The sequence below is a fragment of the Pseudoalteromonas atlantica genome, from assembly GCA_007988745.1.
In the GTDB taxonomy this organism is placed as follows: domain Bacteria; phylum Pseudomonadota; class Gammaproteobacteria; order Enterobacterales; family Alteromonadaceae; genus Pseudoalteromonas; species Pseudoalteromonas atlantica.
This window is the reverse complement of sequence record BJUT01000063.1, coordinates 1-20,975: the sequence shown is the minus strand read 5'-3', so window position 1 is coordinate 20,975 and position 20,975 is coordinate 1. Positions and strand designations below refer to the sequence as shown.

Annotated in this window: 18 protein-coding genes and 1 pseudogene; 14 read left to right on the top strand and 5 right to left on the bottom strand. The window is 41.5% G+C overall.

What is annotated here, in order from left to right; translation table 11 throughout:
- Positions 1–106: 106 nt before the first annotated feature.
- Complete coding sequence (gene rmuC, locus PAT01_RS17835) at positions 107–1,573, top strand: DNA recombination protein RmuC (RefSeq protein ID WP_154945928.1); 1,467 nt, start codon at positions 107–109, stop codon at positions 1,571–1,573.
- Between the two features lie 157 nt (positions 1,574–1,730).
- Positions 1,731–1,910 (top strand): annotated as a pseudogene (locus PAT01_RS20125) (DUF7674 family protein); the annotation flags it as partial.
- Between the two features lie 34 nt (positions 1,911–1,944).
- Here PAT01_RS20125 and PAT01_RS17830 read toward each other — a convergent pair.
- Positions 1,945–2,349, bottom strand: coding sequence for a MerR family transcriptional regulator (locus PAT01_RS17830; RefSeq protein WP_138685408.1), 405 nt, complete (start codon positions 2,347–2,349; stop codon positions 1,945–1,947).
- Positions 2,350–2,435: 86 nt separating this feature from the next.
- Between PAT01_RS17830 and PAT01_RS17825 the strand changes: the two genes are divergently transcribed.
- Positions 2,436–3,686 (top strand): NADH:flavin oxidoreductase/NADH oxidase family protein, encoded by a 1,251-nt coding sequence (locus PAT01_RS17825; protein WP_154945927.1) that lies wholly within the window; start codon positions 2,436–2,438, stop codon positions 3,684–3,686.
- A gap of 26 nt (positions 3,687–3,712) precedes the next feature.
- Here the strand turns inward: PAT01_RS17825 and PAT01_RS17820 are convergent, their stop codons facing one another.
- Complete coding sequence (locus PAT01_RS17820; RefSeq protein ID WP_154945926.1) at positions 3,713–4,438, bottom strand: cysteate racemase; 726 nt, start codon at positions 4,436–4,438, stop codon at positions 3,713–3,715.
- A 111-nt stretch (positions 4,439–4,549) separates the two neighbouring features.
- On the opposite strand from PAT01_RS17820, the gene PAT01_RS17815 reads away from it, so the two are divergent.
- Positions 4,550–5,434 carry a LysR family transcriptional regulator gene (locus PAT01_RS17815; RefSeq protein WP_054981992.1) on the top strand — a complete coding sequence of 295 codons (885 nt, stop codon included), beginning with the start codon at positions 4,550–4,552 and terminating at the stop codon, positions 5,432–5,434.
- Positions 5,435–5,639: 205 nt separating this feature from the next.
- Entirely contained in the window at positions 5,640–6,647 is a 1,008-nt protein-coding gene (locus PAT01_RS17810) for a zinc-binding alcohol dehydrogenase family protein (protein WP_029771784.1), read from the top strand.
- A gap of 65 nt (positions 6,648–6,712) precedes the next feature.
- On the opposite strand, the gene PAT01_RS17805 is transcribed toward PAT01_RS17810, so the two are convergent.
- Both PAT01_RS17805 and PAT01_RS17800 read right to left on the bottom strand, forming a co-directional pair.
- The gene (locus tag PAT01_RS17805) at positions 6,713–7,660 is read right to left on the bottom strand and encodes a LysR family transcriptional regulator (protein WP_154945925.1); all 948 of its coding nucleotides are present in this window, start codon (positions 7,658–7,660) and stop codon (positions 6,713–6,715) included.
- A gap of 1 nt (position 7,661) precedes the next feature.
- Complete coding sequence (locus tag PAT01_RS17800; protein WP_138579932.1) at positions 7,662–8,567, bottom strand: LysR family transcriptional regulator; 906 nt, start codon at positions 8,565–8,567, stop codon at positions 7,662–7,664.
- 298 nt (positions 8,568–8,865) lie between these two features.
- Here PAT01_RS17800 and PAT01_RS17795 point away from each other — a divergent pair, with 298 nt between their 5' ends.
- Entirely contained in the window at positions 8,866–9,621 is a 756-nt protein-coding gene (locus PAT01_RS17795) for an SDR family NAD(P)-dependent oxidoreductase (RefSeq protein ID WP_004586289.1), read from the top strand.
- A gap of 186 nt (positions 9,622–9,807) precedes the next feature.
- Entirely contained in the window at positions 9,808–10,599 is a 792-nt protein-coding gene (locus PAT01_RS17790) for a DODA-type extradiol aromatic ring-opening family dioxygenase (RefSeq protein ID WP_138579930.1), read from the top strand.
- A gap of 117 nt (positions 10,600–10,716) precedes the next feature.
- Here PAT01_RS17790 and PAT01_RS17785 read toward each other — a convergent pair whose 3' ends face one another.
- A complete protein-coding gene (locus PAT01_RS17785) occupies positions 10,717–11,343 on the bottom strand; it encodes a DJ-1/PfpI family protein (protein WP_138579929.1) in 627 nt (208 codons plus the stop codon).
- Positions 11,344–11,493: 150 nt separating this feature from the next.
- On the opposite strand from PAT01_RS17785, the gene PAT01_RS17780 reads away from it, so the two are divergent.
- From PAT01_RS17780 to PAT01_RS17750, 7 genes are all read left to right on the top strand, one after another.
- Positions 11,494–12,171, top strand: coding sequence for a haloacid dehalogenase type II (locus PAT01_RS17780; protein ID WP_138579928.1), 678 nt, complete (start codon positions 11,494–11,496; stop codon positions 12,169–12,171).
- A gap of 366 nt (positions 12,172–12,537) precedes the next feature.
- Positions 12,538–14,076 (top strand): pyridoxal phosphate-dependent decarboxylase family protein, encoded by a 1,539-nt coding sequence (locus tag PAT01_RS17775; protein WP_154945924.1) that lies wholly within the window; start codon positions 12,538–12,540, stop codon positions 14,074–14,076.
- Positions 14,076–15,395, top strand: a complete 1,320-nt coding sequence (locus PAT01_RS17770; RefSeq protein WP_138579926.1) for a lysine N(6)-hydroxylase/L-ornithine N(5)-oxygenase family protein — start codon at positions 14,076–14,078, stop codon at positions 15,393–15,395. Before PAT01_RS17775 ends, PAT01_RS17770 begins: the two co-directional genes overlap by 1 nt.
- On the top strand, positions 15,392–16,570 hold the full coding sequence (locus PAT01_RS17765; protein WP_138579925.1) for an MFS transporter: 1,179 nt from the start codon (positions 15,392–15,394) through the stop codon (positions 16,568–16,570). The genes PAT01_RS17770 and PAT01_RS17765 overlap by 4 nt, the downstream gene beginning before the upstream one ends.
- A 25-nt stretch (positions 16,571–16,595) precedes the next feature.
- Positions 16,596–18,944, top strand: coding sequence for a GNAT family N-acetyltransferase (locus tag PAT01_RS17760; protein WP_154945923.1), 2,349 nt, complete (start codon positions 16,596–16,598; stop codon positions 18,942–18,944).
- On the top strand, positions 18,937–19,575 hold the full coding sequence (locus PAT01_RS17755; RefSeq protein WP_138579923.1) for a hypothetical protein: 639 nt from the start codon (positions 18,937–18,939) through the stop codon (positions 19,573–19,575). The genes PAT01_RS17760 and PAT01_RS17755 overlap by 8 nt, the downstream gene beginning before the upstream one ends.
- On the top strand, positions 19,559–20,638 hold the full coding sequence (locus PAT01_RS17750) for a heparan-alpha-glucosaminide N-acetyltransferase domain-containing protein (protein WP_138579922.1): 1,080 nt from the start codon (positions 19,559–19,561) through the stop codon (positions 20,636–20,638). The genes PAT01_RS17755 and PAT01_RS17750 overlap by 17 nt, the downstream gene beginning before the upstream one ends.
- The last annotated feature ends 337 nt before the right edge of the window (positions 20,639–20,975 follow it).

Genomic DNA, 20,975 nt, shown 5'->3' with positions numbered 1-20,975 from the left:
CCTTTTAGCTGGCTTTTTTTATGCCTTTAGTAAATGTTACGCCCTCTACCCCCCACTACCTTTATTCGTTATGATGGCATGTCTCTAAATTTTATAAGTTTATTTTATGTTTACTCAGCTATTAACGCATATAGATTGGTTAAGTGCCAGCGCAGGGCTTGCAACAGGGCTCGTACTATATGGCCTAGTGTCGATCCCTTCTCGTAATAAATTAAAACAACACATTAGCGAGCAACAGCAACAGTTATCGTTATTACAAAACCAGTACGACAATAAACAGCTGCAATACACCGCCTTATTTGATGAGCACGAGCTGCTCGAGCAATCACATCAAGAGCAACGCGATGAAGCGCAGCATTTTAAAACTCGCTTTAGCGAGCAAGAAAAACAAAGTGTTCAATACAACCATTTTTGGCGTAAAGCCGAAGGCGAACTTAGTGCCTTGCGAGAGCAGTATAACCAGCGCGATATTGAGCTTAATAATATGCGAACTACGCTTGAGCAAAAGCAGCAAAACTTTACCGAGCAGCTTGCACAAATAGAGCAAAGCAAAAATGTGCTTAAAAAAGAGTTTGAAAACCTAGCTAATAAAATTTTAGAAGAAAAATCGCAAAGCTTTAAAACGCTAAACCAAGAAAGCATTGAGCAACTATTAAAGCCAGTTCAAGGCGAGCTAAAAGGCTTTAGAGATAAAATGGAATCGATTCACGTTGAAGACTTAAAACAACGTGCTGCCCTTAAAACTGAGCTACTGCACTTGCAAGCTAAAAGCCAAGCTATTACCGAGCAAGCCGATAAGCTTAGTAATGCCTTACAAGGGCAAAAAAAGACCCAAGGTAATTGGGGCGAACTAATGCTCGAAAACGTACTCGACAGCGCAGGCCTTCGCGCGGGTACTGACTATAAACGCGAAGTATCGTTTAATACCGAAGACGGTCGACTGCGCCCCGACGTAGTGGTGTATTTACCTCAGGGCCGCCACTTAGTGATTGACGCTAAAACATCGCTAAATGCTTATACCCGCTACGTTAATGCCGAAAACGAGCTAGAGGCTAGCCAAGCAATTAAAGAGCATGTAAATGCTGTTACCGCGCGTATTAACGAGCTTGCCAGTAAATCGTACGATCGTCTCCCTGGTATAAATTCGCCTGAAGTAGTTATTATGTTTGTGCCTATAGAATCTGCATTTGTTGAGGCGCTTAAATATCAAAGCGATATTTACCAACAAGCTATCGAAAAAAACATTTTAGTTGCTACACCAACGACTCTGCTTACAAGCCTTAATATTGTTAAACAGCTGTGGCGCTTTGAAGAGCAAACTAAATACTCTAAAGAGCTGGCGAATCGTGCAGAGCGCTTTTATAACAAGCTCAATGGCTTTTTAACGAGTATGGAAGGTGTTGGCAAACAACTAGACCGCGCAAAAGAAAGCTACGATAAAGCCTTTTCACAGCTTTACCGTGGTAAAGGTAACTTAATTAAACAAGCTTCAGAATTTAAAGAGCTAGGTGTATCGGTTCAAAAAGAGCTACCAAACGAAAGCGTAGAAAAAGCCCAATTAGAGCTGGATTAAGTTCGATTTATCTCTACTGTTTTATACATTAAAAGGAAGGTTAATGGTTTTTCCCTTACTCAATTCGCAAAGGTTAGCGTTAACCCCTATTAATTATGAGGATAGAGACGCTATTTTTGTTCTTGGTACTGTGGAGCAAAAATAGCGTTATTTAAGCTTTATGGCTGAAAAGCTAGCAAACGCTGAGGCAAAAGTAATTGAATACATAGACGTATATTACGTAGAAACATTATTTTGGGGCGCAAGTTCTCATACTATTGCGATTGGTTGGCCTCTAGTGCCTGCCAACTTACAAAAGCTTTATATCAATTTTCATGGTAAAGCGCCGCAAAACTAATACAACTAAAGCTCGCATGTACTCGCTTACGCCTTTAATACTCCACCTCATTCAATAACTCATTTATTTTTTCATCGCCAATACACTCTCCATTAGACCAACTTGCATTAAGTAGTGTAATTAAATTACCAATACGCTCTGACTTCCGCTGTAGCTGCTCTATTAGTGCATTAGCTTCATGTTGTTTTTGAGTGAGTCGCTCAATAATGGCGTTGTGATCTAGCTCCTCATTAGGCTTACGCAGGGAGGGGATTTCTTCAAGCGAAAACCCTAAACTTTGTGCAAACTTAATCATTTTAAGCTGCTCTACACTGGCTTTGTCGTATTGCCTATATCCGTTATTATTTCGCGTACCGTGTGGCAGCAGCCCTATACTTTCGTAATACCGTATGGTGCTTGCTGCAATACCCGAGTGCTTAGCTAGTTCACCTATTTTCATTATTACCTCTACTATAAAAAGCGGGTTGACCTTAAAGCTGACTTTAAGGTTATAGTGCCTGTAATGTCAATTTATGGTTTATATGTATGTCTGAGTTTGAACAATCTGCTGTATTTACGCCCTTTACCCTACCAAGCGGTTTAACGCTTAAAAACCGAGTAGTAAAAGCCGCTATGGAAGAGAACCTCGCAGAGGCCGATCTAACGCCATCGCAAGTGCTTAAAAATGTATACAACGAATGGGCAAAAGGCGGGTGCGGGTTAATTATTACCGGCAATGTTATGGTTGACCACCTTGCAATGACAGGACCAGGCGGCCTTGCCCTTGAGCAGCAAACCGATATAACGCCTTTTGCAGAGCTTGCTTGTTTAGGGCAGCAAAACGACTGTAAAATTGTGATGCAGATAAATCACCCTGGCCGCCAAGTATTTAAAAAAATGGGCGGTAAAGCGCTAAGTGCCTCTGATATTGCGCTTAATATGGGTAAGCACTCTCACTTATTTGCCCAGCCAACGGCTATGGATAAAAGCGAGATTAATGATGTTATCGCTCGTTTTACTCATACAGCGCAACAGGCCGAAAAAGCAGGTTTTAATGGCGTGCAAATACACGCTGCACATGGCTATTTATTAGCGCAGTTTTTATCTCCACTAACTAATAAGCGTGATGACGAATGGGGCGGAAGCCTTGAGAATCGCGCGCGATTATTACTTGAAATAACACGCAGTATTAAAGCGCAATGCAGCGCCGGTTTTTCGGTATCGGTTAAGTTAAACTCAGCCGATTTTCAGCGCGGCGGCTTTGAACCGCATGATGCGCAAGCAGTTGTTAATATGCTTAGTGCATTAAAGCTTGATTTTGTAGAGCTTTCGGGCGGAAGTTACGAAGCACCGGCTATGCAAGGACAAACAGGCGATGAGCGTACACTTGCACGTGAGGCGTACTTTTTAGAGTTTGCCAAAGCAATTAGCGAGCAATCAACCATGCCCATTATGACCACCGGTGGCATTAGCCGATTAGATGTGGCAAATAAAGTAATTAGCTCAGGCGTAGCGCTCGTTGGTATGGCCACGGCACTGGCTTATCAGCCTAATTTAGTTAATTGCTGGCAAACACAACCAACGCAAAACCTGCTTATGCCGCGTGTTACCTTTAAAGACAAAACCCTTGCAGGGCTTGCCACTATGGCGCTGGTAAAAAGGCAAATTCGCCGAGTGGGCCAAGGCAAACGCGTTAAAGCAAATGCCTCGGCTATTTTTACTTTAATAAGTGACCAAATACGCGCTGCAAAGCTTACAAAGCGCTATCGAAAACGCTTTGCAAAAGAGCTAAATTAATTAGCTCTAGTTTAAACTGATATTTTCTATGCCACACTTGAAAGCGTTGATTGATGGGCGTTTGCATATGCCCAGTTAACGCACTCTTGCGCTAAAATAGCGATGGTATCTAGGCAAGTTTCTGGCGAGTGTTTAGCTTGTTCATTTAACACAAGCGGTATTTCTGTACAGCCAAACAACACGCAGTCAGCACCTTGAGCAAGCATTAAGTCGTATGCCTTGCTTAACAAGTGGCGACCTTTATTTAAATCGCCCGCTTTTACGGCGGTTATCCCATCCATTATGGCTGCTTGTTGTTGAGTGTTTGGTTCAACAAAATCAATATTGTGCTGCTTAAACGCATTTTGGTAAATGCCCATATTAAGCGTAGCGGTAGTGGCTAAAATACCAACCTTTTGTTTGCCCGTGGCTTTTACTTGTTTTATAACGCTTTTTACAATGCTAATGGTGTGTACATCGGCATTTTTAGTGAGCGCGTCGTACCAGTAATGCGCGGTATTACACGGAATAACAATACAACTTACACCTAAACTTGTTAGCTCTTTAAAGCCTTTTTTAAGCTCAAAAAATGGGTTTTCATCTTCAAGACCCATTAAAAACTTTGTTCTGTCAGGAATTTGCGGGATATTCCTTATAAACATAGGTATATGCTCTTGATCATTTTTAGCGGGCGATAGCGCAATTACCTGATTCATAAATGAGGCGGTAGCTAAAGGCCCCATTCCACCTAACACGCCAAGAGTTCTAAGCATGATTGCATTCCGGTTATTGAGTTTATAGGCGTAATTTATAGTGTTTTATTTAGTTTGAATAATGCTATTATTTTACCACCCATGCACAAATTGCATAACTAAGTGGTCGCTATGAATATTGAAAGTAAATGGTTAGAAGATTTTTTAACGCTCTCGCACACAAAAAGCTTTTCGCAAGCGGCAAAGCTTAGGCATATTACGCAACCTGCATTTAGTCGGCGTATAAAAGCCCTTGAAGATGCCCTTGGCGCAGCCTTAATCGACCGAGAAAACTTGCCTATTACCCTTACCCCAAGCGGTAAAATATTTCATATAACGGCGCGTAATTTAGTTAACCAAATGAATACCTCGGTTAGCATGCTTGAGGAGTTATCGGTACAGCAAAATTATTCTGTAAAGGTCGCGGCCGCACATTCTTTAGCGAGTTTTTTAACCTTACAACTCGCTAACTTTCAAACACAAGATGAGCGCGACATTGTACTTAATTTAGAGGCTATAGACGTAGATAAAGCCACCGAAGCGCTGGAGCAAGGTGAATGCGACTTACTTATTGCCTTTGATAACGAACGCCTTAAACTGCCGCCGTTTAGTCATCAAAAAATAGGTAATGCTAAGTTGTTACCCGTTAGCGCCTGTGACAAGCAAGGCAAAGCCTTATATAACCTAGAAAGCGCAGCGCCTATACCGCATTTAGCCTACAGCCTCGACTCCTACATGGGCCGGCAGTTAGAGCCTATTATATCGGGCGCTAAGCTTAAAAAGGTGTTTGTTTCATCCATGACTGAGCTTTTAAAAGTGCACGCTGTTGCAGGTAATGGTATTGCTTGGCTGCCCGACTACGTTATATCAAACGAGCTTAAAAATAATACCTTGGTAGTTGTAGGGAGTGAGCACCACTGCGTACCAATAACTTACTATGCGTATAGATATCATGCGGCTTTGCACCCCGGTGGTGAAAGTGTGTGGAATAAGTTAACTGAGCTAAATATAAGCTAACTGTAAACCCCCGTTACAGTTAATGAGGTATTATTAATTTAAAACGATAACTGCTATGAGCAATGGAATTTTAATTATTTACCTATTTTATTATGGAGTTTTATTTCCATAATAATTGGGTGTTTTGTCTCTTTTTTAATACTCTTGATAAAGCCAAAATAGCGTCATCAACACAGAGTATTAACTAGCTAACGAGGCAACTCCCATGAAAGCAATTGGATATCAAAAAAGTTTACCTATCGAAAACGAATTATCATTACAAGACATTGAACTTGAAACGCCAACAGCACACGGCCACGATATTTTAGTAGAAGTTAAAGCGGTATCGGTTAATCCGGTTGATTTTAAAATTCGCCAAGCAATGCCAGCAGCTGAGGGCGAGTATAAAGTAATTGGTTGGGATGCAACTGGGGTTGTTAAATCGGTTGGCGAAAACGTATCGCTTTTTAAGCCAGGCGACAAAGTATGGTACGCAGGCGACATTACGCGCTCAGGCAGTAACGCGCAGTTTCAATTAGTTGACGAGCGTATTGTTGGCCATATGCCAAGTTCGCTTTCGTATGGCGAAGCCGCCGCATTGCCGCTTACCAGCATTACTGCGTGGGAATTATTGTTTGATCGTTTAAACGTAGCTAAAAACGATGATTCTAAAAGCATTTTAGTTATTGGTGCCGCCGGTGGGGTGGGCTCAATAATGGTGCAGCTATTAAAGCAGCGCACTAAATTAAATATTATTGCCAGTGCTTCTCGTGCTGAAACAATTTCGTGGTTAGAAGATTTAGGTGCCGATACCATTGTTAATCACCGTAACCCGTTAAGTGAAGAGTTTGCAGCTAAAAACTTAAGCGAAGTGGATTACGTTGTTAGCTTAAACAATACAGAGCAGCACTTACCTGAAATTGAAAAAGTAGTGAAGCCACAAGGTCAATTTGCCCTTATTGATGACCCTGAAACACTTAATATTGTGCCATTTAAAAACAAAAGCGTGTCGGTACATTGGGAGCTTATGTTTACTCGCTCGTTATTTAAAACCGACGACATGCAAGAGCAACACGTTATTTTAAACAACGTAGCCACTATGATTGACCAAGGGCAAATTAAAACTACGGTAGGTGAGCACTTAGGTAAAATTAATGCAGCCAATTTACGCAAAGCGCATCAGCATCTTGAATCGCAAACCGCTAAAGGTAAAGTGGTGTTAGAAGGCTTTTAAGGTCTTTAGCTAATATAGTTTTTTTTGAGTATACCCAAGCCCCTAACGGGGCTTTTTTGTGGCTATTATTTATATAACTGGTTGTAATTAGGAATATGTTTTACCCAAAATGCAGGGCTGCCAATATACTCTTGTACAGTTTTTATAAATTCGCTCACCAGTGGTGTTTGTTTACGGTGCGGATACAGCGCATAAATACCTGTGCCCGATGCGCTAAGCTTATAATTAGTTAATAGCGGCACTAGCCCCATTTCGTCTATGGGTTTTTCTAAGTTAAATAAATCTAGCATCACATACCCTAAACCCGCTTTTGTGGCATCAAGCATGGCGCGTACATCGCTTACCTTATAGTTGCCTTTCATTTTGTGGGTTTTGTATTCATTACCATGAGGCTGGGTGCTTAATTTAATTTGATCTAGGCTTACATCGCCATTGCCATAAACCACTGCAGGTAAGGCGATAAGTTCTTCGGGTGTGCTTGGCATACCATGGCGTGCAATAAAGTCATTAGAGGCAACCAAAGCAAAGTGCATGTCAGATATTTTTTTTGCCATTAGATTGGAGTCATTCAATTTGCCAATTCTAAATGCTAAATCGTAATGATCGGCAATAATATCGTTGCGCTTATCATCAAGCATGAGGGTTATTTTTACCTCAGGGTATTTTTGCATAAATAAATTAATGGCAGGCTGCACATACTGCTGCCCAAAAAACATGCCCGAGGTAATGCGCAAAATACCTTTAGGTTTTGCTTGGTAGGAGTCGGCAATGCTATGAATATCACTGAGCGTATCAATTAAAATATGCGCTTGCTGGAGTATTTCCTCCCCTGCGGAGGTAAGCGAAAACGAGCGCGTAGAACGATTAAGTAATTGAATACCTAAACTGCTTTCTAGCTTTTTAATTTGCTTTGAAAGCGATGAGTTGTCCATATCGTGCAGCGCCGCGGCTTTAGCAAATGAGCCTTGCTGTACTACGTCAACAAATAACGCTAATTGGTTGGTGATTGACATCTCACTCTCCTAAATCCCAATAAGGTGTATCGGTGTAATAATTGCTCGCAAAATCAACAAACGCGCGCACTTTACTGGGTAAAAACTGCCTGTTTGCGTACACCATATAAAGCCCTATTGGCTCAGGCTCGTAGTCTTTTAATATACGTACTACTTTACCCTGTGCCATCGCCTCACCAGCTATAAATGTTGGCTGCATGGCAATACCGCCACCTGCTATAGCGGCATTGAGTAGCAGGTCGCCATTGTTAGCAACTAGGTTACTTTCAAGCTTTAACTCGTTTTTAAGCTCGTTCGCTCCACGTAGCTTTTTGGTAGGCTCGGTGTGTGCGTAGCGTAAATAGTTATGCGATTGCAGCTCTTCTAAGGTAGTAGGCGTGCCGTGCTGCGCTAAATAAGAAGGAGAGGCAAATACCGCTAACCTAATAGGCGCTATTTTTTTAGCAATAAGTGAAGAGCTTTTTAAAACCCCAATGCGCAGCGCTATATCAATACCTTGCTCAACAATATCAACAAACTGGTCGGTAAGGTTTAGATCTAATTTTAAATTTGGATAACGCTTTTGAAACTCAACCAATAGCGGTGCTAAGTGCTTTACCCCAAACGACATAGGGGCACTAATACTGAGTACACCAGAGACATTTTCGTTTAGGTTATCGAGCGAATTTTCCATGTCGTCTATATCGTCTAGCACCTGTAAGCAGCGGGTAAAATAGTGATCTCCCGCCTCGGTAGTGCTTACTTTGCGCGTGGTGCGGTGCAGTAATCGGGTAGCAAGCCCCTCTTCTAGCGCAGACACATACTTGCTCACAAGTTGCGGCGATATATCGAGCTTATCGGCAGCTTTAGAAAAAGACCCCTCTTGTACAACATTTACAAAAGTCTTCATGGTGGTTAGCTTATCCATTATTAGCAATGCCTTGTTTATAATTTTTAAATAAAGATCGTATTAATTATGTTTATAAAAACAGTTAAAGTCCACATATCGCATTTTTGCACAGTTAGTGAGTTTTTATAGCGTTATAAACACATTTTTTTGCGTAAATAACTATTTATTTACAACAAAATGGAGTTAATACGTGCTACTGCAGCAATCACGCTTCTTTTTATCCATTCTAACGCCAAGTCGGGTTTATTAATAATGCAGTATCGCTGTACGTGAATAAGCACGCTTATATTTTTATTAATGACTAAGAGATAAAGCCATGAAAAGATTAAACAACAAAGTAGCCATCGTTACTGGTGCAGCACAAGGTATTGGCGCTGCTTACGCGAAGGGTTTAGCTCAACAAGGCGCTAAAGTTGTGCTTGCTGATTTAGCCGACCCAAGCGCAGCCGTAGCTGAAATTATTGCCGCTGGCGGCCAAGCAATAGGCTGCAAAGTAGATGTAACGAATAGTGAATCGTTAGATGCCATGGTAAAACAAACCGAAGCTGAATTTGGCCCGGTTGAAATATTAGTTAACAATGCCGCTATATTTGCTGCGCTTGAGCTTAAGCCATTTTGGGAAATATCTGAAGACGAATGGGATTTAGTTATGCGCGTAAATGCCCGCGGGCCTTTTCAATGTACCAAAGCAGTGTTGCCTAGCATGCGTAAATTAGGCCGCGGTAAAATCATTAACATTGCATCGGGTACATTTTTACGCGGTGCACCTATGTTTTGCCATTATGTGGCATCTAAAGGCGCGGTTGTTGGGCAAACACGTGCGTTGGCCACTGAGCTTGCTAACGATAATATTTTAGTTAATTGCCTATTAGTTGGCTTAACCGAAAGCGAAGGCGTTAAAAATAACGCACAGTTTGATAAAGCTAAAAATAGCACACTAGGCTCACGAGTAATTAAACGTGCAATGGAGCCTGAAGACTTACTTGGCCCTATTTACTTTTTAGCCAGTGAAGACAGCGATTTTATGACCGGACAATGTATTAACGTTGATGGTGGTGCAATTAACTACTAACACGCCTTATTGCTTATTTAGTGTTAATTTAAAAGCCGATGTTTATGCATCGGCTTTTTAACGTGGGGGCAAATAAAAATCAGTTTAACAATACTGTATTTATAATATCTCAATGTGCGCTTTATTTATTAACAAAATAAAAGCCAATAAAATACGGGTATATTAATAAAACCCTTAGGTATTACCATGGCCCAACCTGCACTATTTATCTCTCACGGTTCACCTATTATGGCCGTACAGCAATCGCCAACGTCCGACTTTTTAAAAGCGCTTGGCAAGTCACTCAACACGCCACGCGCTATTGTTATTTTTTCGGCGCACTTTGATATGGCCCACGATGAAGCGGCTCATAATATTGTAATAACCGCAGGGCGTGAGCCTGAAACCATTCACGACTTTTATAATTTTCCTGCGCATATGTATAACATTAAATACCCAGCTCCAGGTCATCCTGAGCTTGCGGGTAATATTGCAACGTTATTTAAAAATAAAGGCATTACAGCAATACTTGATGAACGCCAAGGCTGGGATCATGGTGTATGGATACCACTGCGCTTAATGTACCCGCAGGCAAATATTCCTATTGTACAAGTATCTATAAATACTCAATTAGGCGCAAAAGCCATGTATGAATATGGGCAGTTACTTGCCCCACTTCGTGACGATAATATATTAATTATTGGCTCTGGCGGCATTAGCCACAACCTACGAGAAGTGTTTAAAACCCCTGCTACACCTAACCGTGTACAAATGGTAAAAGCGTTTACCCAATGGGTTGAACACGCGCTTTTAGCGCAAGACACACCCGCACTTTTAAATTACTTAGCCGATGCACCCCATGTGTTATTTAACCACCCTACCCAAGAGCATTTTTTACCACTCTTTGCTGCTATGGGCGCAGGCGGCAAGCAAGTTGAAAAACTCTTTAGTGATATTGAAATGGATATTTTAGCGCTTGATACCTATAAGTTTTATTAATTTTAATCAGCACGCTGTAAGCGCCTTGTGTTTTTTTAATCAAAGTGTAATGGGGGTTTACAAAGCGTATGTTGGGTTAAGAGCAGCAAAGCCCAACATAAAGTTATAAAGTGGGCTTTAACGCAGCTTTTTAATGTAATTAGATGTGGCGCTATTTTTATGCGCTTCACCATAAATAATTGGTGACGGATAGTATTCTGCGTCTAACTGTATGGTGGAGGCAACATCTTCACTAAAATAATCGGCAATAAAAGCAAGGCACATATCCATACCTGCTGAAACACCCGCACAAGACCAAATATTGCCATCTTTTACAAAGCGTTCTTCAACTACGGTTACAGTGTTATCTTTTTTAAGGTGCTCTAAAAAAGCCCAATGGGTGGTTACTTTTTTATGCTTAAATAGCCCCGCTTTTTGCATTAAATACATACCAGTGCAAATAGATAAAACACTGTGGCAGTTTTCAGCTGTTTTTTTAAGATAATTAATAACGTCAAGGTCTTCCATTGCTATACGTGCACCACTACCGCCAGGTACAAATAATACATCGGGCTGCACTGGGTCAGTAAAATGATAATTGGCACTAAAACGCATGCCGTGCTCACCTGAGGGAGTCATAGAATTTAGCGATATTAATTTGGGTTTTTCACATAGCCCCTTTTCTGCCAGCAGGCCTATTAGTTCCCAAGAACCAACTAAATCCAGCTCTTCAACTTTGTCGTAAATTAAAAAATATATTTTCATACTATGTTATTTAGTCCTTTAATTTGTATCGTTTTTAAATAATAGGCGCTGCAATCGTGTTGTAAACTTTATTAATTTGAGCAATCGTTCAAAGTAAGTTAAGCTCAAAACGATTAACTTACAAGTATCTTAAATTTATTGGGAGCAAACATGGCAACCACACTCGCATTTGACGTATACGGTACGCTTATAAACACTCACGGCGTGCTGTCTTTACTTGAAGATATGATAGGCAATAACGCGCAAAACTTTTCAAATACATGGCGCGAAAAACAATTAGAGTATTCGTTTAGGCGTGGGTTGATGCAAAACTATATACCGTTTTCGTTATGTACCAAACATGCCCTCGATTACGCGTGTTTAGCGCATAAAACGCAGCTTAGTGACGATCAGAAGCAGCAATTGCTTGAGCAGTATAAAATTTTACCGGCCTTTGACGATGTTAAAAAAGGCCTTGAGCAACTTAAAGCGCAAAATTACCGATTGTTTGCATTTTCAAATGGCGCTGCTGATGCGGTTAATAAATTGCTCGAAACTGCAGGTATTAGTGAGCTTTTTGAAGGCGTTGTAAGTGCCGACGATATGAAAACATTTAAGCCAAACCCAGGTGTTTACAGCCATTTCTTACGCGAAACAAATTCAACGGGCGCAAACACGTGGCTTATTTCGAGTAACCCGTTTGATATTACCGGCGCTATTTCACATGGTATGCGCGGAGCATGGATAAAACGCTCTGAGGATTCTATTTTTGATCCGTGGGAAATTCAGCCAACCACCGTAGCCACCGATCTAGTGGATTTAAAAAATAAGCTTGAAGATATCAATTAAGCTGCATTTTTACTTTTATATCCCTCTTTAGCATTTAAGGTTTAGCCGAGTTGTAAAGGGGGTTTACTTCTTATAGTGGTACTGCACACTTATAATACGTTCGCTTTTAGCTACCCCCCCATTTCTCAACTCTTATATTTCAACTATCGAACTATTTTACAAACTGTCATTATTTAGCACACATTTTGGCACCCTTTCATAGCTCATTTTATATACTTTGTTAGTTTTAAAAGTAATTCCTTATAACTAATCAATCACTCCTAATTGCGGAAATAAACCTATATCTAACCCTTAATCATTATTGTAAATGCAAATTGTTACTATTAAGATCCTCAACCCCAATACAAGTACAACCAAGGAGCGAATATGTCACAATTACAATCGGCGCAGCTCAGCCCTGTCGAAAATAAAGCAATATTTGAGCAAAACGGGTTACCTCCTCAATTTAATCTCGATCAGTTTATTAACTACCAAATAGCGTTGTTGCAGGGGCTTTCGGCTGTACAACAAGCTATGGCTAAAGCGCAAAAGCCGTTTTCTGGCGTGTCTGTTAATACGCTAGCCGCCACTGTAAATGATGTAGATTTAGCCAAACCTCTTGCTGATTTTCCTGCAGTTTTAAACGAGCTTAAAAGTGTGTATTTAGATCACGCTGTGTATTTTCATCATCCGCGTTATATGGCGCATTTAAATTGCCCCGTTACGTACCCTGCGGTTGTGGCTGAGCACATCATTGGCGCAATCAACACGTCGGTAGACACCTGGGATCAAAGCGCTGGCGCGACCCTTATTGAACAAAAATTAATTGATTGGAGCTGTGAAAAAGCAAAATTACCTAGCACTGCCGATGGCGTTTTTACCAGTGGTGGTACGCAATCGAACTTAATGGCTATGCTTGTTGCTCGCGAAGTTGCAGTGAGCCGCTATGCACCTAATCATGAAGTAAAACTGCAAGGCTTGCCTGAAGTAGCCTCACGTTTTCGTATTTATTGCTCTGAGGTTGCGCATTTTAGTATTCAAAAGGCAGCGGCATTATTGGGCCTTGGTTATAACGCGGTAGTGCCCGTGGCTACAAACAATAAAATGCAAATGGATATGGACGCACTTAACCACGCAATTGCGGATTCTAAAGCCAAGGGCGATTTACCTATCGCTGTGGTAATTACCGCAGGTACAACCGATTTTGGCTCAATTGACCCTGTTGAAGACATAGCAACACTTGCTAAAAAAGAGCAGCTTTGGTGCCATGTTGATGGCGCATACGGCGGCGGATTATTGGTAAGCGAGCATCACCGAAGTGCTTTAAACGGCATAGAACAAGTAGATTCAATTACCATTGATTACCATAAATCGTTTATGCAACCGGTTAGCTGCAGTGCTTTTTTATTAAGTGACAAACGCCATTTTAGCCACATTACCCTTTACGCCGACTATCTAAACCCGCTTGCTGAGGCCGGCAATGGTACGCCAAATTTAGTTGATAAAAGCTTACAGACCACACGCCGTTTTGATGCCCTAAAGCTTTGGTTAACACTGCGCACCATGGGTGAAGCGCCACTTGGTCGAGCGTTTGATAAAGTAATTGGCCTTGCTCGTCAAACCCACATTGTTCTTAACGACCACCCAGATTTTGAAGTTATAAATTATCCAGAACTTAGCGCATTGGTATTTCGCTTTGCGCCAGAGGAGCTAAAACATAACCCCGATTTACTCGACACCCTAAACCTGCATGTACGCCAAACATTCTTAAATACTGGTGAAGCCATGATTGCGCGCACCAAAATTAACGGCCGTCATTACCTTAAATTTACGTTACTTAATACCCAGTGCCAATTGAGCGATGTACGCGCCGTGCTTGAACAAATTAGCACTATTGCGTGGCAAACGTATAAGGAGCAAAAATAATGAGTAACCAACCCTATGACTTTATAGCCATTGGCCTTGGCCCGTTTAATTTATCGTTAGCGTGTTTAAGTGAGCCGCTAGAGGGTGTTAAAAGCTTATTTTTAGAGCAGCGTAGCCAATTTGATTGGCACCCCGGCATGATGCTAGAAGGTGTTACTTTACAAACGCCGTTTATGTCTGACTTGGTGACTCTTGCAGACCCTACCAGTAAGTACAGTTTTTTAAATTATGCCAAGCTTAATAATCGCTTATACCCATTTTATATTCGCGAGAGCTTTTTTTTACTGCGTAAAGAATACAATCTCTATTGCCAGTGGGTGTGCTCGCAGCTTAGCAACGTAAGCTTTGAGCAAAGTGTAACTAAGGTTGAATTTTGCCAGCAAAGTGAGTGCTATACCGTTACCTGTAAAACCCCAAATGGGGAGCAACACTATGTTACGCGCCACTTAGTGCTTGGCACTGGCCCTGCCCCATACATCCCTGATTGCGCAGTGCAAAGTAATTCTAATAACGTACTGCACAGTAGCGATTTTTGCCACCGCCTTGATGAGCTAAAAGCAGCTAAACGCGTTACGGTTGTAGGAGCTGGGCAAAGTGCGGCTGAAATTTATCACACCTTATTACAACAAGCCGTGCCACAAGGTTTGCAACTAGATTGGATTGCGCGATCGCCGCGTTATTTTCCGCTGGAATACACTAAACTCACCCTTGAGATGACCTCTCCTGAGTATGTTGATTACTTTTATAATTTAAAAACTGAGCAACGAGATTGGCTTAATCAAAATCAAAAAAACTTATTTAAAGGCATTAATGGCGATTTAATTAATGACATTTTTGACACCCTTTACGCGCAAAGCCTAGATGGGCCCATTTCTACCACATTTAAAACTAACAGCAAGCTTACTAATACACGTAAAAGTGCTGGTCGCTTAGTCACTGAGTTTTATCATCAAGAGCTAAATGAAGCCTTTGAAATAAAAACCGATTACTTAATTTGTGCCACAGGCTTTAAATACAAGCGCCCTGCTTTTTTAAACCCCATTGCACAGCAACTCCCAGAAGATGAACAAGGCCGCTATTTAGTTAGCCGCGAGTATGCGGTAGACACCGACCAAAAACGTATATTTGTACAAAATGCAGAGCAGCACACCCATGGTTTTGTAACCCCCGATTTAGGCATGGCGTGTTATCGCAACAGTATAATTTTGCGCGAAATACTCGGTTATGCGCCGTATCAGGTTGAGCAAAAAATTGCTTTTCAGTGTTTTGATTTAAGCGATGTAGAAACCCATTCACAGCAAAAGAGTAACGCCGCATGAGTTTACGTTTAGCGCTTATTTTGCTTACGGTTATTTCGGTAGTGTGCGACACCTTATTACTGCCGTTTTATCCGCAATTTTTTGCCAGCGAATTTTCTGTAAGTAATCCCACACTTATTGGGGTATTCGTAGCTAACTGTTGTATTACCGTTATGCTCGCACTGCCCCTGTGGGCAAAGGTTGCCAAAAAATACCATGAGCTGGCTCTTTGGCTTGTAACGCAAGTTATTGCCGCCTGCTTTGGTTTGCTTTGTTATTTTGCAACTAACGTGTGGGAATTTTGGTTTTATTATCAGCTTATGTTGGTGCTCAAAGCCAGTTACCTGCTTATTTACCCGTTTGCACTGCGTTTAGAGCAGCAAAGTAAGCATCTTTCTATTATTGGCTTGTTTTCGGTACTTATGCACTTTGGTGCTATTGGCGGCGCGTTAGTGGGAGGGTACTTTTTTAGTATAAATGCACCGCGTTATGCATTGTTATTAAGTGCTGCGGGCGATGTTATACAAGTGCTGCTGTGCGCCTATTTAATGGTGAGCTTAAAGTTAGGTATTTATCAGCAAGCGATTGAAAGCGAAAAACCACGTACTCGTACACCGTATTTTATTTGGCAATTTTGCTTTATAAGCGTGGTTGTTTACTTTAGTGCGTTTTTAATTAGGCCGTTTTTTACTACCCATTGGCAAGGAATGAGCGCACAAAGCAGTGCATTCCAAAGTGCGCTTGTGTACGCCATTCCTGCTTTTGCAGCCCTACTTATGCTGTTGTTTAACCACTTTCGGCAGCACTTACCTTTTCCTACGCTTAGCCGCACCAGTACATTGTTGTGTGCTCTTATTTTTGGCGCTATTGGGCTTTATTTACAGGCGCAAGAGTCGGTGTGGTTAGTTGTCAGCTCTCGCGTTTTATACGGTATAGCGCTATTTCAGGTCATGGTTTTATTAGAAGTGATGCTATTTGCTAAAAGCGAGCCTGCTCACTACGGCAGTGATTTTGCCAAAGTGCATGTTGCGCAAAATATTGGCGTTATTTTAGCGTCGTTATTAGTGGGTATGAGTGTGGAATATTTTAATACCACCGTGCCTTTTTACTTTGCTGCCATTGGCTTTGCAAGCCTTGGCGCTATTTTTCTATGGCGCGTTAAATTTGTTGGCCAAGCTGCACACACAGCCACTTAATAATTAAAAAGATTTAGGAGTTTTTATGTATTTTTCATCTTTTGTAACCACGTTACAACACACAGGTAATATGACTATGCGGTTACTACAGCAAAGCGATATGCCCATAATTTGCCAGTGGCTTACACTACCTTACGCCCATTTTTGGGGTATGAGTAAACACACCCCCGAGCAAATGTGTAGCGCCTACCAAGATATAATTAACAACCCGCACCATCATGCCTATGTTATTGAGCAAAATAATGAGCTGCTTGCCTTAGTTGAGCTTTACAGCCCAAAGCACGACAAGCTACTCGCAGCTGCCTATGAGGTACTGCCAAACGATACCGGCATGCATATTTTACTTGCCCCAAATACACAGCCTAAACGCCATTTTAGTTTTGAAATAATGCAGTGCGTATTGCACAGTATTTTTACTCATAATGCCGATGCACGCGTAGTAGTAGAGCCCGATATTGGCAATAGTAAAATTCATACCTTAAATAAGCGTTTAGGCTTTGTGCATACTAAGCAAATAACCCTTGGTGATAAAAACGCCTACCTTGGGTTTTGTAATAAAGCTGCGTTTGAAACGCATGTTAATTTACATCACAAAGCGCAAACGCCAATAAACACCGACTATGTAAAGTTTGACCACTGGCAGTGGGCTAACAGGCACTTACAAAGTAAAGCCATTAGCGAACTGGTACACGAGCGCTTATTGGTTGCAGAGCAAACCCCACAAGGTTTTAAAGTAAATATTGAAGGGGGTTATTTTATATTTAATGGCCGTGCTATGGCGCTTAATCACATAGATATAGACGAGCCAAGCTTATGCTTTTATAACCTTAATAATGAGCAAGCAGAGCTTGATGTACTGCACTTTTTTAGCGTGCAAGGCCCTGCGCTGGGTTTAACTGGCGAGCGTTTAGCCACCTACCTTGAAGAGCTTAACGCCACACTTGCGAGTGCCTGTTATAAACGCGAAAACAACACTCTTAGCGCAGCCGAACTTGCGCAATTAGGGCTGCAACAAATAGAGGCTGCAATGAGCGAAGGCCACCCTGCGTTTGTGGCTAATAATGGCCGAATTGGTTTTAGCAAAAGCGACTTTTTACGCTATGCGCCAGAGGTGGGTAAACCGTTTAAAGTGCTGTGGTTAGCGGCGCACAAAACAGTATGTGATTTTGCTTATAGTGAATACTTTAGTGATTACCCAAGCCATATTAGTGGCGAGCTTGATTTAACCACTCGTAATGCGTTTAACAAAGCGCTAAAAACGCAAAACCTAAACCCCGACGACTACCTATTTATGCCTGCCCACCCGTGGCAATACCAACATAAATTAAGTGTGGTGTTTGCCAACGAGTTTGCCAATAACCGTTTAGTTTACTTAGGTGAAGGCGACGATTTATATCAAGCGCAACAATCTATTCGCACCTTATATAACTGCTCGCATCCGCATAAGCCGTATTTAAAAGTGGCGCTGTCTATTTTAAATATGGGCTTTATGCGCGGGCTTTCGCGTGCTTATATGGCGGTAACCCCGGCTATAAATGATTGGGTATTTAATAAAGTAAACTACGACCCCACGCTTAGCGCGTGCAACTTTACTGCACTAAGAGAGTACGCCACCTTAGGGTATGCGCATCATACCTTTGAGCAAAGCGCGTTGGGCGATACACCGTACCGTAAAATGTTTGCCTGTTTATGGCGCGAAAACCCAAACCATAACTTACAAAATAATGAGCAGCTCACCACCATGGCCGCACTACTGCACCTAGATAACAACGGTAAAAGTATGGCAGGTGCATTAGTAGATCAAAGTGGTTTAAGCACACACGCTTGGCTGCAACACTATTTTAACGCCTATCTTATCCCGTTAGTGCATTGTTTTTATGCCCATAAATTAGTGTTTATGCCGCACGGCGAAAACCTCATTTTAAAGCTTAAAAATTCAGTCCCTGTAGGTGCTTACATGAAAGACATTGGCGAAGAAGTGGCACTGCTTAATAGCACTGAACCTTTACCTGATGAGGTTTCGCGTATTCATATTGCTATGCCAAAAGAGCTTGAGTTACTGAGCATATTTACCGATGTATTTGACTGCTTTTTTAGATACCTAGTGGCTATTTTAGTAAGAGAAGAGCGCATTACCGAGCACGACTTTTGGCACGGCGTTGCGCAAAGTGTTAAAGCGTATCAACAGGCTAACCCTGCCTTAAATGCGCGTTTTAAAGAGTATGACTTTTTTAGTGATGAATTTGCACACTCTTGCTTAAACCGCTTGCAGCTTGGCAATAATAAACAAATGGTTGATTTAACCGACCCAGCAGGCAGTTTACAGTTTGCCGGAAGTTTAAATAACCCGGTATCGGCAAAGTTGTATGGCTAAGCCAGTAACCCTTGCGCACTTTTTATTTTGCCCAAGTGAGCCAGCTACTGCGGCTCACCCAAGCTTAGATTTAGTGCGCAAATTAGCGATTCATTGCAAGGCGCATTACCCACATGCGCCTGGGCAATTTATTAGCCGGCATTTATATTTGCAGCTTTGTTGGCAAACTATTTATGCCTATTGTTATTGGCGTACTTCTAAACAAAATGCACATAATCCCATGCAATTACAGTTAACAATTAGCGGCGCTTATAGCCGAGGGTTTAACCTCAGCGGTGCGCCTATATTAAGTAAAGCTGAGCAAAACACTGCACTTATTGAGTTTATTAGCTGTGTAGGTAAGTGGATAAATACCGATTATGCGCTGGGTAAAAAAGAGCAAGGGCGCTTATTAATCGACACCCTTAACAGCGCATTTGAGCGTGCACATAGCTTAAATTTAGCAAGCGCTGATCACACTACACATTGCCATCAGCAGCTACACAATTTAATCAGCAATCACTTTAATTTAAACACCCCATTTAAATTAACGGCCGATCGCTTAACGTGCTGTCGTTATTATTTAGCTGGTTATAAAAAATGCCAAACCTGCCCTAAAAAGGATATTAAAACCAATGAACACACGTCTTAAAACGATAGACCTTGCCCGAGGTGCGAGCGTTTTTATTATGATTTTGGTACACACCCTATGGATGTACTCGAGCACAATGCTTCAAAGTGAGAGCCTATTTGGCGCTGTTATTCATATACTTGGCAAAGGCACCGCTTCGTTTTTGGTGGCAATGGGGCTGTCTATGGCGCTTTCGCGCAGGCAAACCCCCATGTTATTAATTAAGCGTGGTATACAGCTTTTACTACTTGCCTATTTAATGAATGCGGCAAAATTTTGGCTACCCATTGAGGTATTTAATACCATGCCCGAGGCATTTATAAATGCCTATGGCTGGCAAAGCCCGCTCAGTGCTGGGCAGTTACAATTTATGGTGTTAACCGGTGATATTTTACAACTTGCTGGGGTGAGCTTAGTGCTGTTTGGCGCGCTTAATATTGCCCGCTGGAAAACCACATGGATTGCATGTTTAGCCATGGCTATTGCACTTGTAAGCCAGTTTGTAAGGGGGCAGCAGTTTGCGCTTTCGCCTTACATTAGCGATTTGTTTTTTGCTAATAACTACCAAGTTTATTTTCCGGTATTTCCATGGGTAAGCGCTATATTAACCGGCTACGTGCTTGGGCGTGTATATATAAATAGCCAGCATAATGCTGCGTATTTATTTAATGTGTGTGCAAAGTTAGGGGCCGCATTATTAGTGATTGGTTCCGTGTGGTTATTTATTGATTTTAAAGGCCAGTTTGGTAACTTTTTTCACTTAAATGGCGGCGGTATTATTTATTTAGTGGGTTTAAATTTATGTGCATTAGCCTTAATAGAATATGCCATTGCCAATAAATTTAATGGCCCTATTACCCGCGCTCTTTTATATGCGAGCAAACATGTAACGGCCCTTTACATTATTCAATGGGTGCTAATTTGCTGGCTTATGGGCGTGTTTGGTTATCATACCCAGTCGTTTTGGCCAACGTTGTGCTTAATGGTGCTTATGAGTTTATTAACCTTTGCAGTGCACAAAGTGTATTTGCAAGCTAAACAAACCATACTCGCTATTAAGCAAAAGCCTAAGCGCGCAGCATAAATTAAACTCTCAGGCTATTACTGGTAAAGTAATAGCCAGCTATAAAAAACGAACATAAAAAATGAGCAATATACACATGGGCTAAGAGTATATAAAATCTGCTTATAGCGTGGAGCATACAAAAGGAGTCTATTAAGTAGGTAATGAGTGCAGTCGTGCTTTGCATTTACCATGTTATTTATAAGCAAGATTGTGTATTAGTCAGTTATTTTGTTTTTTTTGGAGTTTAGTTTGAAAGTAGAACAGCCTGTATTAGGCAAAACTGGCACGTTAATTTTTTTGTTATTTTAGGGCGTGTTGATCTTTGCGGATTGAAATTTGTTCAATCTAGGGGCGA

What these genes read in the sequence shown, in the direction of transcription:
- PAT01_RS17780 (WP_138579928.1), top strand. Translation starts at nt 11,494, where the DNA reads ATGGCAACCACACTCGCATTTGACGTATACGGTACGCTTATAAACACT.
- PAT01_RS17770 (WP_138579926.1), top strand. Translation starts at nt 14,076, where the DNA reads ATGAGTAACCAACCCTATGACTTTATAGCCATTGGCCTTGGCCCGTTT.
- PAT01_RS17820 (WP_154945926.1), bottom strand. Translation starts at nt 4,438, where the DNA reads ATGCTTAGAACTCTTGGCGTGTTAGGTGGAATGGGGCCTTTAGCTACC.
- PAT01_RS17775 (WP_154945924.1), top strand. Translation starts at nt 12,538, where the DNA reads ATGTCACAATTACAATCGGCGCAGCTCAGCCCTGTCGAAAATAAAGCA.
- PAT01_RS17785 (WP_138579929.1), bottom strand. Translation starts at nt 11,343, where the DNA reads ATGAAAATATATTTTTTAATTTACGACAAAGTTGAAGAGCTGGATTTA.
- PAT01_RS17765 (WP_138579925.1), top strand. Translation starts at nt 15,392, where the DNA reads ATGAGTTTACGTTTAGCGCTTATTTTGCTTACGGTTATTTCGGTAGTG.
- PAT01_RS17750 (WP_138579922.1), top strand. Translation starts at nt 19,559, where the DNA reads ATGAACACACGTCTTAAAACGATAGACCTTGCCCGAGGTGCGAGCGTT.
- rmuC (WP_154945928.1), top strand. Translation starts at nt 107, where the DNA reads ATGTTTACTCAGCTATTAACGCATATAGATTGGTTAAGTGCCAGCGCA.
- PAT01_RS17810 (WP_029771784.1), top strand. Translation starts at nt 5,640, where the DNA reads ATGAAAGCAATTGGATATCAAAAAAGTTTACCTATCGAAAACGAATTA.
- PAT01_RS17790 (WP_138579930.1), top strand. Translation starts at nt 9,808, where the DNA reads ATGGCCCAACCTGCACTATTTATCTCTCACGGTTCACCTATTATGGCC.
- PAT01_RS17795 (WP_004586289.1), top strand. Translation starts at nt 8,866, where the DNA reads ATGAAAAGATTAAACAACAAAGTAGCCATCGTTACTGGTGCAGCACAA.
- PAT01_RS17760 (WP_154945923.1), top strand. Translation starts at nt 16,596, where the DNA reads ATGTATTTTTCATCTTTTGTAACCACGTTACAACACACAGGTAATATG.
- PAT01_RS17805 (WP_154945925.1), bottom strand. Translation starts at nt 7,660, where the DNA reads ATGTCAATCACCAACCAATTAGCGTTATTTGTTGACGTAGTACAGCAA.
- PAT01_RS17830 (WP_138685408.1), bottom strand. Translation starts at nt 2,349, where the DNA reads ATGAAAATAGGTGAACTAGCTAAGCACTCGGGTATTGCAGCAAGCACC.
- PAT01_RS17755 (WP_138579923.1), top strand. Translation starts at nt 18,937, where the DNA reads ATGGCTAAGCCAGTAACCCTTGCGCACTTTTTATTTTGCCCAAGTGAG.
- PAT01_RS17815 (WP_054981992.1), top strand. Translation starts at nt 4,550, where the DNA reads ATGAATATTGAAAGTAAATGGTTAGAAGATTTTTTAACGCTCTCGCAC.
- PAT01_RS17800 (WP_138579932.1), bottom strand. Translation starts at nt 8,567, where the DNA reads ATGGATAAGCTAACCACCATGAAGACTTTTGTAAATGTTGTACAAGAG.
- PAT01_RS17825 (WP_154945927.1), top strand. Translation starts at nt 2,436, where the DNA reads ATGTCTGAGTTTGAACAATCTGCTGTATTTACGCCCTTTACCCTACCA.